The following is a 12,678-nucleotide window of genomic DNA, read 5'->3' as shown; positions in this document are numbered from 1 at the left end:
CATGAGTCTTGCAGACAAGGTATTGGCGGTAAACAACGATCTACCCATCCGCACCGCGGAGCCCATTCACAGCGGCAAGGTGCGCTCGGTGTACTGGCTGACCCCCGAAGACAGCGCGCGCCTGGTGCGCGAGCGCGGCTACGATGTGGCCGCCGATGCGCCGCTGGCCATTATGGTGATCTCCGATCGCATCTCCGCCTTTGACTGTATCTGGCACGGCGAGGGTGGCATGGCCGGCGTGCCGGGCAAAGGCGCAGCCCTGAACGCCATTTCCAACCACTGGTTCCGCCTGTTCCGCGAGCAGGGCCTGGCCGACAGCCACATCCTGGAGATTCCCCACCCGCTGGTGTGGATCGTGCAGAAGGCGCGCCCGGTGATGATCGAGGCCATTGCCCGCCAGTACATCACCGGCTCCATGTGGCGCAGCTACGCCAAGGGCGAACGGGAGTTCTGCGGCATCGCCATTCCCGATGGCCTGGAGCGCGACCAGAAACTGCCCGAGCTGCTGATTACCCCCTCCACCAAGGGCATTCTCGAGGGCATTCCCGGCGTGCCGGCGGTGGACGATGTCAACATTACCCGCGCTGATATCGACGCCAACTACGCGGCCTTCAACTTCAGCAACCAGGCCGATATCGACCGCTACGAAACCCTGCTCAAAGAGGGTTTTGACGTGATCAGCGCCGAGCTGGCCAAGCTGGACCAGATCTTCGTCGACACCAAGTTCGAGTTTGGCTACGTCACCGATGCCGCCGGCCAGGAAAAACTGATCTACATGGATGAAGTCGGCACCCCGGATTCCTCCCGCATCTGGGACGGCCCGGCCTGGCGCGAGGGCAAGATCGTCGAGAACTCCAAGGAGGGCTTCCGTCAGCTGTTGCTGAACCACTTCCCGGACAGCGACATTCTGCTCAACAAGGACCGCATGGCCGAGCGCCAGGCCCTGGCGCGGGACAACGCCCTGCCCACCGAGGTGCTGATGGCGGTGAGCGACACCTACGTTGGCATTGCCGAGCGCATCACCGGCGAGAAGCTGGTGATTTCGGATAATCCCAAGGCGGAAATCATCAGCGTCCTGCGCGACGAATTCGGCCTGGTCGATTGACGCCGCTTTGCTGAACGAGCCGCTTTTTTACCTCGTCAGCATTCCCGCGGTACTGCTGTACGGCATTGCCAAGGGCGGCTTTGGCGGTGCCATCGCCATGGTGTCTGTGCCGCTGATGGCCCTGGTGATGTCGCCCACCCAGGCCGCCGCCATCCTGCTGCCGATTCTGGTGGTGATGGACGCGGTGGTGGTGAAAAGCTACTGGGGCCAGTACGACGGCCGTGCCCTGCGCCTGTTGTTGCCGGGGGCGCTGGTGGGGGTTGCGGTGGGTTACTTCACCGCCGACAGCTTCAGCGATGCCTGGATGCGGGTGCTGATCGGCGTGGTTGCGCTGGTGTTTGGCGCCCATTTCCTGTTGTCTGGCGCGGCGCGCAAGGCCCGCCCCCACAAGGCAGCCAGCGCCGCCTGTTTCGGCAGCCTAGCCGGCTTCACCAGTTTCAGCATTCACGCCGGCGGCCCGCCGCTGACCATGTACCTGCTGCCCCGGGGGCTGCCGCCGCTGCTGTTTGCCGGTACCGCCGGGCTGTTCTTCGCTGCGGTCAATGCCGTCAAGCTCATTCCCTACTACCTGCTGGGGCAGTTCAGCGGCGAAAACCTGCTGTACTCCCTGGTGCTGGTGCCGCTGGCCCCACTGGGAGTGCTGTTCGGGCGCTACCTGGTGGAGCGCACCGAGCCCAGGCTTTACTACGGTATTATCAGCGTGTTTCTGGCCCTGGTGGGCTGCCGCCTGCTGTGGCAGGGGCTGGGTGAAGTCGGCCTCACCTGAAGCGTAGAATGTCAGCTGTTTTACAGAAAGGTGGGCACGCCCACGCTAAGCTGGCTGGCCGCGCTTGGGCTATAGTCAGCCTGGGGGCCCTGTCATCAACACGAGAAGGATAACAAGCATGTTCCTGCGAAAGCGCATCGGCCGGCTGGCCGCGACCCTGCTGATTGGCCTTGGCTGCCAGCTGGCACTGGCGGCTGAAAAGCCCAATATTCTGGTGATCTTCGGCGACGACATCGGCATCTGGAACATCAGCCGCTACAGCATGGGGCAGATGGGCTACCAGACCCCCAACATCGACCGCATCGCCAACGAGGGCACTATTTTCACCGACTACTACGGTGAGCAGAGCTGCACCGCCGGGCGCTCCGCCTTTATTACCGGCCAGCACCCCCTGCGCACCGGGCTGACCAAGGTGGGTGTGCCCGGGGCGGACCTGGGTATCCAGCCCGAAGACCCGACTCTGGCCGAACTGCTGCGCCCGCTGGGCTATACCAGTGGCCAGTTCGGCAAGAACCACCTGGGTGACCGGGACGAGTTTTTGCCCACCAACCACGGCTTTGACGAATTCTTCGGCAACCTGTACCACCTGAATGCCGAGGAAAACCCGGAAGACCCCGACTACCCGCAGGACGAGGCCTTCCGCAAGCGCTTTGGCCCGCGCGGTGTGATTCACAGCTTTGCCGACGGGCGCATTGAAGACAGCGGCCCCCTGACCCGCAAGCGCATGCAGACCGTCGACGAGGAATTCCTGGCCGCGTCCCTGGACTTTATCGACCGTGCCCACCAGGCGGAAAAGCCCTTTTTCGTGTGGTTTAACTCCACCCGGATGCACTACTACACCCACGTGAAGGACGATACCCTGGGCGCCAGCGGCCAGGGCTTCTACAACGACGCGATGGTGGAGCACGACGGCCATGTTGGCCAGTTGCTCAGCAAGCTTGATGCTCTGGGCATTGCCGACAACACCATAGTGCTCTACACCACCGACAACGGCCCCCACTACAACCTGTGGCCCGACGCCGCCATTACCCCCTTCCGCGGTGAAAAGAACACCAACTGGGAGGGTGGCTTCCGGGTGCCGGCCGTGGTGCGCTGGCCGCAGCACATTCCCGCCGGCCGTATCAGCAACCAGGTGATGTCCCACCTGGACTGGGTGCCGACCCTGATGGCCGCCGCCGGCCAGGACAAAGTGGTGGCAGACCTGAAAAAGGGCAAGCGTTTTGGCGACAAGTCCTTCAAGGTCCACTTGGATGGTTATAACTTCCTGCCCTACCTCACAGGCAAGAGCGAGTCTACGCCGCGCGAGGAATTCTTCTACTTCAGCGACGACGGCCAGCTGACCGCCGCCCGTATCGGCGACTGGAAACTGGTGTTTGCCGAGCAGCGCGCCAACCGTTTCGACGTGTGGCGCGATCCTTTCGTGCCCCTGCGCATTCCCAAGTTGTTCCACCTGCGCCGCGATCCCTTCGAGCGCGCCGATACCGATTCCAACGGCTACAACAACTGGTGGGATCGCAAGATTGGCCCCCAGGCGATGAAGGCCCAGGTGGCAGTCGGCGCCTTTGTGAAATCGCTGCAGGAATACCCGCCGCGCCAGCGTCCGGCTTCCTTTACGGTAGACCAGATCCTCGAAGCCCTGTATAAGCAGTAGCCTTTGACGACCTCGTGGGAGCCGGTATGAGAATTGTTCGCCTCAGTGACAGCGTGGCAGCCTCGGAGCAGATTTCGCCGGCGGATATGCCGGCCATCGCCGAGGCCGGCTTTCGCGTGGTGTTCAACAACCGTCCCGACGGGGAAGTGCCCGGCCAGCCGAGCAGCGCGGAAATGGCCGCCGCTGCGGCGGCTGCCGGCCTGGAATACCGCTTTTTGCCGGTAACGGCGATGAACTTTCCGGGTGCGCCGCTGGCAGATATTGCCGCCGCCTTCGACGAGGGGGGCCCGGTGCTGGCCTTCTGTCGCAGCGGAACGCGCTCCACCAACCTGTGGGTTGCCTCGCGCCCGGAGGCCGAGCGCCCCCAGGCGCGGGAGCAGGCCCGCCAGCTGGGCTACGACCTGTCGATGGCCGATCGCCTCGGCTGAGGCAACAGGCCACATTGCGGCCGATGGCTCTCGTTTGGGCCGCGACCATGCGCTTCAGCGGGTAGCCTTCGTTTAGCTGATCACCTTCCGTTGCAGCCGATACCCTTTCGTTTAGCCGATAGTTTTGGCTTCAGCGGATAGCCACAGTCTCAGCCGAGACACTTTTTTTCATCATTTGACGTGCAACACCCCGGCTCAGGCGCCGGGAGCGTTGTTGCGTGGCAGGGGATGCACTTCATCACCCTGCGCTGCCAGGGCGATTGCTACACCGCCACATCAATGCCCTCGCTAATCAGTTCCGCAGTGTGTCTGCGCAGCGCGCTGTCCGTTCCGCGCGCTTGCGCTTTGCGCCGGCTCTGTTAGCCTCGATGGCTGATTGTTCCGTTCCAAGGAAACTGCCCATGTCTCGAGCCCGCTCCCTGTTTGCTGCCGCTACCCTTGGTGGTGCCCTTTCCATGCCGCTGTCTATTCCGCTGGCCCATGCCGATGACCTCAGCAAGGCCGTCGAGAAGGATTACCAGAACCACCTCGGCGAACTGTTCGACTACTTTCACCGTAACCCGGAGCTCTCCAACATGGAGACCAAAACCGCCGCGCGCCTGGCCAAGGAGTTGCGCGCCGCGGGTTTTGAGGTGACCGAGGGCGTCGGTGGTACCGGCGTGGTGGCAATGATGAAGAATGGCCCGGGCCCGCTGGTGATGATGCGCGCCGACATGGACGGCCTGCCGGTGGAGGAGAAATCCGGCCTGCCCAATGCCTCCCGCGCCAAGCAGGTGGACTGGGACGGCAACGAGGTCTTTGTGATGCACGCCTGTGGTCACGATGTGCACATCACCGCCCTGGTGGGTACGGCGCGCGCCATGGCGGCGCGCAAGGACCAGTGGTCCGGCACCTTGATGCTGATTGGCCAGCCCGCCGAGGAACGGGTCGGCGGCGCCAAGCTGATGATGGAAGACAAGCTCTGGCAGCGCTTTGGGCAGCCGGATTATGCCCTGGCGTTTCACGTGACCTCGGAGCTGCCCACCGGCAAGATCGGGGTGACGGAAGACTCGCCTTACTCTGGCGCGGACACCGTGGACATCATCATCCACGGGGTGGGCGCCCACGGCGCCAGCCCCCATCGCGGTGTGGACCCGGTAGTGCTGGGCAGCCAGATCGTGCTGGCCCTGCAGACGGTCATCAGCCGCGAAAAGCCCCCGCGTTTCGGTGGCGTTATCACCGTGGGCTCCTTCCATGCCGGCACCAAGCACAACATCATTTCCGACCAGGCGCGCCTGCAATTGACAGTGCGCAACGACGACCTGGAAACCCGCCAGCTCCTGCTGGATGGCATCAAGCGGGTGGCGGAGAACATGGGCCGGGTGGCCGGGCTGCCCGAAGACAAACTGCCCGAGGTGATTGTGTCCGAGGAGTGGGTGCCCCCCACCATCAACGACAGCAAGCTGACCCAGCGCCTGCGTTCCGTGTGGGTTGAAAAACTCGGTGAAGACAGCATCGCCGAGCCACAGAAGCGCAAGGGCATGGGCGCTGAGGACTTCCCCTTCTTCACCACCGACCCCTACATTCCGAGCACTTACTTCGCCATTGGCGGCACGCCGCAGGCGGATTTCGATCGCGAGGAGGCCGGTGGCACGCCAGTGCCATCGCACCACTCGCCGCTGTTCAAGATCACCCCCGAGCCCGCCGTTACCCTGGGGGTGGAGGCCACGGTTACCGCGCTGATGGATTTGCTGCAGGCCCCTGGCGAGTGAACGCGGGGGTGGCTTTTTTGCTAGGCCGGCAACAACAGCCGGCCGCATGGGGCTGGTGAGCCATGTCTGAGCGCGCGGCCTATCCGCTGTGGGACTGGGCTACCCGCGCCTTCCACTGGCTGCTGGTGGCGGCGCTGCCGGCTGCCTGGTGGACAGCGGAAGAGGGCCACATGCAATGGCACGAGTGGATCGGCTACGGCGTGCTGTTGCTGGTGCTGTTTCGCCTGTGCTGGGGATGGCTCGGCAGCCGCGCGTCACGTTTTGCCAGTTTTGTTCGCGGCCCCGCCACGCTCATTGCCTACGTGTGCGGCAAGGCGGGGCACGCCGAGGGCCACAACCCCCTGGGCGGCTGGTCGGTGCTGGTGATGCTGACGCTGCTACTGATGCAGGTGGCGAGTGGCCTCTTTAACGGCGACGATATTCTGTTCGACGGCCCGCTGCGCCACCTGGCCAGCAGCGAATGGCAGGATACCGCCGGGGTAGTGCACGAGGTCTGCTTTAACGCCTTGCTGGTGATGATCGGCCTGCACCTTACGGCAGTGCTGTACTACCAGTTCGGGCGCGGTGAAAAGCTCCTGCAGGCCATGTTCGCCGGGCGTGCCCCCGGGCGCGAGGGCAGCGCGCCACCGGTGCCCTGGTGGCGCGCGCCGCTGCTGCTGGTGCTGGTCGGCGCCCTGCTGTGGGTCGCCTTCGCCCTGGTGCCGGCACCGGTCAGCTACTGGTAGGCCCTGTTGTTGGCAGGGCCTAGTTATGGCAGGGCTCAGTAGAGATAGTTCTTCGCTTTGTAATCGTCGTGGCAGGCCTTGCAGGCCTTGCCCACTTCACCAAAGGCCTGGGCCACGGCCTTGCGGTCGCCGGCACTGTCTTCCACCACATCTTCCAGGGTATCGGCAGCGCGTTGCAGGGCGGCGTACTTGTCGGAAAAGTCCTGCATGTTGTTCCAGATTTCCGGTTTGGCCCGGGTCTGGCCCTTGTCCGAACCGGGGGCGAAGAAGCGCAGGGCATCCACTTCGCTGATGTGTTCCAGGTCTTCCGCGTAGGCCTTCAGCTTGGCCTCGTCCCAGGGCGCTTCGCCCTTGACCATGGCACCGATGGGGCCGAAATTGGCGGCCAGCAGAGCAAAATAGGACTGCCGCCAGGACTGCAGGGGTTCTTTGTCGTCGAAGTGTGCAACGGCGAGGGGGGCGGCGATGGCGGCGCTGAGGCCGGCGGCAATCAGGGAATGGCGAAGCAGCTTGCGCATGGCGGTATCCTTTTTTGTTGAGTGTGTTGCCTGGTTGGTTGTCGAATTTGGTTGACGAATTGATCGTCCAATTGATCGTCGAGCGTGTTCTTGAGAATGGCCGCTCCAGCGATTGGCCGTTCAAAGGGCAGCAGTACCGGAACCACCACCTGCCAGCATCTTAGACAGGGCTGGCGATGGCTGGCAAGGCTCGGTGCGTGCCTGGGGCGGCGCGGCGACGGTGCAGCTTTTCATTCCAGCCCCCACAGCGCGACCAATTTATTGAACCTTGGGTCCCTTCACCGGGCGCAGAGGGCCGATTTGTGTGGTCGCTGGGCTACCATTGCGCCTTGCTTTTTATGAGGTGTTGCATGTCCGCAGAACAACAGTGGGATTACAGCTTTGACGTGGTGGTCGTCGGCTCCGGCAACGGGGGGCAAACGGCGGCCCTGTGCAGCTATGAAATGGGCAGCCGCGATGTGCTGGTGGTGGAGAAGTCCCACCTTTACGGTGGCACCAGCTCCATTTCCGGCGGCGGGGTGTGGATTCCCTGCAACCGCTACGCCAGGGCCCAGGGGGCGCAGGATACCATCGACGATGCGCGCACCTACCTGCGCCAGCTGATTACCGAGGAAGAGGTGCCCAACTACCAGCTGGACGCCTTCCTGGAAAACGGCCCCAAGATGGTCGACTTTCTGCACGAGCGCACCCAGGTGCGCTACGTGTCCCTTGCCCACTACCCGGATTACTACACCAACCTCGACGGCTCCCGCGAGGGGCACCGCTCCATGGAGCCCGAGCCCTTCAACGCCGACCAGCTCGGTGACGAGTGGCGCCGCCTGCGGCGCACCCACCCGATGATGCACCTGGGGGGGCTGATCGGCATCACCCAGGTAGAGGCGGCCCTGCTCGTCGGCCAGCAACCGGGCTGGTGGAAAACCGCCGCCAAGCTGGTGCTGGACTATGTGCTGGATATTCCCTGGCGCCTGAAGGACAAGTTTCACCGCCGCCTTGCCACCGGTTGCGCGGGGGTGGCACGCCTGCGTGCCTCGCTGCAGGACCGGGATATTCCCCTGTGGCTGAACACCGCCATGACCCGGGTGATCGATGAAGACGGCAAGGTGCTGGGTATCGAGGTCAACCGCGGCGGCCAGGTGCTGCGCATCCAGGCCCGCAAGGCGGTGATCCTGGCGGCGGGGGGGTTCGAGCACAACCAGCAGATGCGCGAGCAGTACCTGCCCCAGCCCACCGACCACCGCTGGAGCGCCGGCACCCTGGACAACACCGGCGATGCGATTCGCGAAGGCATTCGCCTGGGCGCCAAAATGCACCGCATGAACGAGGCCTGGTGGTGCAACACCATCTCCGTGCCGGGCGAGGAGATTCCGCGCCTGTCGATTATGGAAAAGTCCTACCCCGGCTCCATTGTGGTGAACCCGGCGGGGGAACGCTTCAGCAACGAATCGCAGAACTACATGGCCTTCCAGCAGGAGACCTTCCAGAAACACAGCGAGGACAACCCCTGCAACCCGGCCTGGCAGGTGTTCGACGCCAATTTCCGCGCCCGCTACTTCGTTGGGCCGCTGTACAACAGCAAGTTCCGCCCCGACTGGGCCCTGCCCAAGCGCTATGAAGAAGAGGGCTTTTTTGCCAAGGCCGACACCATTCCCGAACTGGCGCGCAAAATCGGCGTCGACCCGGCTGGCCTGCAAAAAACCGTGGACAACATGAACGAGTACGCGCGCACCGGTGTGGATCTGGATTGCCAGCGTGGCGATGCGGCCTACGACCGCTACTACGGCGACCCGCGCTTCTCGCCCAACCCCTGCCTGGGGCCGGTGGATACCGCGCCTTACTACGCCATGAAGGTTGACCCGGGCGACTTCGGTACCCAGGGCGGCATGGTGATCAATGCCGACGCCCAGGTTGTGCGGGATGACGGCTCGGTGATCGAGGGGCTCTACGCCATTGGTAACTGCAGCGCGCCGACGCTGCCCTGTTATCCCGGCCCTGGTTCAACCCTGGGCCCGGCCATGACCTTCGCCTACCAGGCCGCCAAGGCCATCACCGGCTACCGCGACTGACCGGCACGCCGCGGCACTGGCCCTCGCTGCCTAGCGCAGGGCCAGCGCCAGCACCAGCAGCGTGCTGGCGCACACCCACGACGCGACAATGCGCACCGCTAAGCGCTGCCAGGGCCGGCGCGCCAGTTCCACAACCCCCGCAATCACAATCAGGCCGATGGCGGCCCCCAGCCAGCAGCCCAGCAGGGCGGCAAAGGTCTCCTGGCGGCTTAGGCTTGCCTCAACGCCGGAATCCAGCCCCACCACCGCGCCGAGCAGGGCGCCCAGCACGGTAAAACCGAGCAGGGGCAGTTTCCACTGGGCAACCGCAAGCAGCCCGCACAGCAGGGCGCTGGACAGCAGCAGGCGTTCGCTTGGCAGGCCAAAGGTAATATTAAAGCCGGCCAGCGTCAGCCCCACCGCCAGTGCCAGCAGGAAGGGCGGGTAGGCCCGGCGCATGGCGCTTACCCCAACCTGGCCCACCAGTAAGGCAAAGGTGAGTAACGCCAGGGCGTGGGGCAACACCATCACCGGGTGCAGCAGGCCACCGTAGAAACGGCCAATGCCTTCAATGGGGCTGTGGGCCAGGGCCAACTGCGGCAGCAGGGCCAGCAGCGCAGCCAGGGCGGGCCGCGCGGCGGGGCGAGCGAGCTTCACTCAAAGCGCCTGGAACAGGAACCAGGCGCCGGCCAGGGCGATAACCGCGCCGCCGGCGCGTACCAGGGTATTGCCAAAGCGCAGGCGGGTAAGCAGGCCGAAGGCGATACCGGCCAGGTGCAACAGGCCAGTGGAGAGTACAAAGCCCAGGCTGTAGGCCAGCGGGCTGGCGGCGTGGGGCAATTCGGTGCCGTGGGCATGGCCGTGGAAGATGGCGAATACGCCCACCAGCACCGCGGCCACCGGCAGCGGCGGCCGCGCCGCCAGCAGCACCATCAGGCCGAGCACGAGGGCCGAGGCGGCAATGCCTATTTCCACCCCGGGCAGGGCAATGCCGGCCACCCCGAGGGCGCCACCGATGGCCATCACCAGCGGGAACACCACCGGCAGCAGCCAGATGGCGGGGCGGCCGAGGAAGGCGCCCCATAGGCCAACGGCCACCATGGCGGCCACGTGATCCCAGCCCAGCAGGGGGTGCAAAAAGCCGCTGCTGAAGCCGCCGGCGATATCGGTGGGGGCGTGTGCCTGGGCGGTGCCGGCCAGCAGCAGTAGCGAGCCGGCAAGGAGGGATTGCAGTCGTTTTTGGGTCATCGTGGGGCCTTTCATGGTCTGAGTGATGGCTTGCGGTGAAGGGCGGCATCATACCCAATTCAGCGCGTCCGTGTCAGATAGCCCGTGGGCACTGAGCAGGCAGTCGAGCAGGGTTTTGACAATCCGGTTGGGTGGTGGCGCCGGGCGCAAGATAGCGCTGAATTCGCACACGTACTGGAAGGTTTTTGGCAGCAGGGCGCGCATCTGGCCGCTGGCCTCGAAGGGGGCGGCGTAGTGGGCGGGCAGGTAGCCAAGGTAGGCGCCGGACAGCACCAGGTGGGCCACTGCCTCCTGATCGTAGGCGGTGGCGTGGCGTTGCTGGCCAAGCTGGCGGGTCACTTCCATGTTTGGGCTGTGGTAGCCAATGCCCACGTACTTGCTGCGGCGCACTGCATCCCGGCTGGCGCGCTGGGCAAACAGGGGGTGGGCGCTGCCGCAGTACAGGTACATCTGCTCGCGGAACAGGGGAAAATAGCGCAGGCTGGCGGAGGGGCGGTGCTCGGGTATGACGCCAATGTGGTAGCGCCCCTCGATCACCCCGCGCTCGATGGCGTTGATGGGTTCCACATGCACCTGGGGGTGAACCTCCGGCGCCAGTGCATCAAAGTGCCCCAGCGCGGTGGCGATGCGGCACTCGGGGTTGGAGGCGGTCTTGTCGAACAGGGCCAGGGTCACGTTGCCGGTGAGCTGGCGGTGCAGGTCGTTCACCTCGTGCTGAAAGTCCTGCATCGCCGACATCATTTTCAGGGCGCTGGCATGTACCTGCTGGCCCTCGTGGGTGAGGGCGAAACCGCCCCGCCCGCGCCGGCACAGGGTGACGCCAAGGCGGGTTTCCAGATCCTTGATGTGGCGCGAGATGGTCGAGCGGTTGATGTTCAGTTCCAACTCCGCCGCGGCAAAGCCGCCGCAGGCCACCACCGCGCGAAACACCCGCAGCAGGCGCAGGTCGCTGTCGGTAACGGTGCCGAGCAGGGCGCGTTTTTTCATCGGATTGCCCGCTATTCAAAAGTTTCATAATACTGAAAATATACGTTCTTAAATATGAATTTATGAAACTAATAGCCGGGCCTAGAATGCCTCGCATTAGCCACTTGGAAACCAGGCCATGACCCACATGCCAGACACCCAGCACCTCACCCGCGCGCAACTGGAAGCCCACTGGATGCCCTACACCGGCAACCGCCAGTTCAAGGACGACCCACGTATGATCGTTGGCGCCGACGGCTGCTACTACATTGACGATCGCGGCCGCCGCATCCTCGATGGCCTGTCTGGCCTGTGGTGCTGCGGCGCCGGCCACAACCGCCCGGAGATCAGCGAGGCGGTAACCCGGCAGCTGCAGACCTTGGATTACTCGCCGGCCTTCCAGTTTGGCCAGCCGCGCTCCTTTGAGCTGGCCAACCGCATCAAGGCCCTGACCCCCGACGGGCTGGATTATGTGTTCTTCACCAACTCCGGTTCCGAGTGCGCCGACACCGCCCTGAAAATGGCGCGCGCCTACTGGCGCCTGAAGGGGCAGCCGGCTAAAACCAAGCTGATCGGCCGTGCCAAGGGCTATCATGGGGTGAACTGGGGCGGCATTGCGGTGGGTGGCATTGGCGCCAACCGCAAGCTGTTCGGCCAGGGCCTGGATGCCGATCACCTGTCCCACACCCTGCTGGCGGACAACGTGTTTACCCGCGGCCTGCCGGCCAATGGCGCACACCTAGCGGATGAGCTGCTGGAACTGATTGCCCTGCACGACGCCAGCAATATCGCCGCGGTGATTGTAGAACCTATGGCTGGCTCCGCCGGGGTGATTCCACCGCCGCTCGGCTATTTGAAGCGGCTGCGGGAGATCTGCGACGCCAACGACATCCTGCTGATCTTCGACGAGGTGATCACCGGCTTTGGCCGCTGTGGCGCCATGACCGGCGCCGAGGCCTTCGGGGTGGTGCCCGACATCCTGAACGTGGCCAAGCAGCTCACCAACGGCGCCATTCCCATGGGGGCGGTGATCGCCCACGGGGACATCTACCACACTTTTATGGAGCAGGGCGGCCCGCAGTACATGCTGGAGTTCCCCCACGGCTACACCTATTCAGCCCACCCGGTGGCCTGTGCGGCGGGTATTGCCGCCCTGGACATCCTGGAGCAGGAGCAGCTGCCCGCGCGGGTGGCGCAACTGGCACCGTACTTTGAGGACGGCCTGCATCAGCTGCAGAGCGCGCCCTATGTGACCGACATCCGCAACTGCGGTTTTGCCGGCGCACTGCAATTGCAGGCCTACCCCGGCGAGCCGGCCCGGCGCCCCTTTGAGGTGGCCATGAAAATGTGGGAGAAGGGCTTTTATGTGCGCTACGGTGGCGACACGGTACAGATGGGTCTGCCCTTCGTCATTGAGACCACGGCCATCGACAGTTTGCTGTCGGCCCTCGGCGAGACCCTGCGGGAACTGGCATAAT

At 64.4% G+C, this 12,678-nt stretch carries 12 protein-coding genes; 8 read left to right on the top strand and 4 right to left on the bottom strand.

Translation table 11 applies throughout. The features are described from left to right. The first annotated feature begins 1 nt into the window (after position 1). The 6 genes from DDZ17_RS06240 to DDZ17_RS06215 all read left to right on the top strand — a co-directional run bounded on the left by DDZ17_RS06240 (position 2) and on the right by DDZ17_RS06215 (position 6,426). Positions 2-1,105, top strand: coding sequence for a phosphoribosylaminoimidazolesuccinocarboxamide synthase (locus DDZ17_RS06240; RefSeq protein WP_116365124.1), 1,104 nt, complete (start codon positions 2-4; stop codon positions 1,103-1,105). Positions 1,106-1,112: 7 nt separating this feature from the next. Continuing rightward, complete coding sequence (locus tag DDZ17_RS06235; RefSeq protein WP_116365123.1) at positions 1,113-1,871, top strand: sulfite exporter TauE/SafE family protein; 759 nt, start codon at positions 1,113-1,115, stop codon at positions 1,869-1,871. A gap of 118 nt (positions 1,872-1,989) precedes the next feature. Next, positions 1,990-3,522 (top strand): arylsulfatase, encoded by a 1,533-nt coding sequence (locus tag DDZ17_RS06230; protein WP_116365122.1) that lies wholly within the window; start codon positions 1,990-1,992, stop codon positions 3,520-3,522. A gap of 26 nt (positions 3,523-3,548) precedes the next feature. Then, positions 3,549-3,950, top strand: coding sequence for a protein tyrosine phosphatase family protein (locus DDZ17_RS06225; protein ID WP_116365121.1), 402 nt, complete (start codon positions 3,549-3,551; stop codon positions 3,948-3,950). 401 nt (positions 3,951-4,351) lie between these two features. Then, complete coding sequence (locus tag DDZ17_RS06220) at positions 4,352-5,701, top strand: amidohydrolase (RefSeq protein WP_116365120.1); 1,350 nt, start codon at positions 4,352-4,354, stop codon at positions 5,699-5,701. 62 nt (positions 5,702-5,763) lie between these two features. Next, complete coding sequence (locus tag DDZ17_RS06215) at positions 5,764-6,426, top strand: cytochrome b/b6 domain-containing protein (RefSeq protein ID WP_116365119.1); 663 nt, start codon at positions 5,764-5,766, stop codon at positions 6,424-6,426. A 35-nt stretch (positions 6,427-6,461) separates the two neighbouring features. On the opposite strand, the gene DDZ17_RS06210 is transcribed toward DDZ17_RS06215, so the two are convergent. Next, entirely contained in the window at positions 6,462-6,944 is a 483-nt protein-coding gene (locus DDZ17_RS06210; RefSeq protein ID WP_116365118.1) for a c-type cytochrome, read from the bottom strand. Positions 6,945-7,294: 350 nt separating this feature from the next. On the opposite strand from DDZ17_RS06210, the gene DDZ17_RS06205 reads away from it, so the two are divergent. Beyond that, complete coding sequence (locus tag DDZ17_RS06205; RefSeq protein WP_116365117.1) at positions 7,295-9,007, top strand: FAD-binding protein; 1,713 nt, start codon at positions 7,295-7,297, stop codon at positions 9,005-9,007. A gap of 30 nt (positions 9,008-9,037) precedes the next feature. Here the strand turns inward: DDZ17_RS06205 and DDZ17_RS06200 are convergent, their stop codons facing one another. Genes DDZ17_RS06200 through DDZ17_RS06190 form a run of 3 tightly spaced genes read right to left on the bottom strand, consistent with a single transcriptional unit; the run spans position 9,038 to position 11,221 of the window. After that, the gene (locus tag DDZ17_RS06200; protein ID WP_116365116.1) at positions 9,038-9,643 is read right to left on the bottom strand and encodes a HupE/UreJ family protein; all 606 of its coding nucleotides are present in this window, start codon (positions 9,641-9,643) and stop codon (positions 9,038-9,040) included. Further along, complete coding sequence (locus DDZ17_RS06195; RefSeq protein ID WP_116365115.1) at positions 9,644-10,234, bottom strand: HupE/UreJ family protein; 591 nt, start codon at positions 10,232-10,234, stop codon at positions 9,644-9,646. A 48-nt stretch (positions 10,235-10,282) separates the two neighbouring features. Beyond that, positions 10,283-11,221 carry a LysR family transcriptional regulator gene (locus tag DDZ17_RS06190; RefSeq protein WP_116365114.1) on the bottom strand — a complete coding sequence of 313 codons (939 nt, stop codon included), beginning with the start codon at positions 11,219-11,221 and terminating at the stop codon, positions 10,283-10,285. Positions 11,222-11,339: 118 nt separating this feature from the next. On the opposite strand from DDZ17_RS06190, the gene aptA reads away from it, so the two are divergent. Further along, positions 11,340-12,677, top strand: coding sequence for an omega-aminotransferase AptA (gene aptA, locus DDZ17_RS06185; protein WP_116365113.1), 1,338 nt, complete (start codon positions 11,340-11,342; stop codon positions 12,675-12,677). The last annotated feature ends 1 nt before the right edge of the window (position 12,678 follow it).

Origin of the sequence: Parahaliea mediterranea (genome assembly GCF_003402235.1) — a bacterium.
Lineage (GTDB): Bacteria > Pseudomonadota > Gammaproteobacteria > Pseudomonadales > Halieaceae > Parahaliea > Parahaliea mediterranea.
The sequence above is the reverse complement of the archived record's forward strand: the minus strand, read 5'-3'. Positions and strand labels throughout refer to the sequence as shown.